This is a genomic window from Streptococcus oralis, assembly GCF_003943415.1.
In the GTDB taxonomy this organism is placed as follows: domain Bacteria; phylum Bacillota; class Bacilli; order Lactobacillales; family Streptococcaceae; genus Streptococcus; species Streptococcus oralis_BJ.
In genome coordinates, this window is the sequence record NZ_RJPK01000045.1 from 1 (window position 1) to 534 (window position 534).

Here is a 534-nt window from a genome sequence, read left to right on the forward strand (position 1 = left end):
GAATAGGGCGGTACCTTGACGGTACCTAACCGAATAGGGCGGTACCTTGACGGTACCTAACCAGAAAGCCACGGCTAACTACGTGCCAGCAGCCGCGGTAATACGTAGGTGGCAAGCGTTGTCCGGAATTATTGGGCGTAAAGCGCGCGCAGGCGGTTTCTTAAGTCTGATGTGAAAGCCCCCGGCTCAACCGGGGAGGGTCATTGGAAACTGGGGAACTTGAGTGCAGAAGAGGAGAGTGGAATTCCACGTGTAGCGGTGAAATGCGTAGAGATGTGGAGGAACACCAGTGGCGAAGGCGACTCTCTGGTCTGTAACTGACGCTGAGGCGCGAAAGCGTGGGGAGCGAACAGGATTAGATACCCTGGTAGTCCACGCCGTAAACGATGAGTGCTAAGTGTTAGAGGGTTTCCGCCCTTTAGTGCTGCAGCAAACGCATTAAGCACTCCGCCTGGGGAGTACGGGGGCCCGCACAAGCGGTGGAGCATGTGGTTTGGGCCCGCACAAGCGGTGGAGCATGTGGTTTAATTCGAA

The 534-nt window shown here is 56.2% G+C and carries 1 rRNA gene; it reads left to right on the forward strand.

Features of this window, described 5'->3' with window-relative positions:
* Positions 1-534, forward strand: a 16S ribosomal RNA gene (locus D8801_RS09795); the annotation flags it as partial.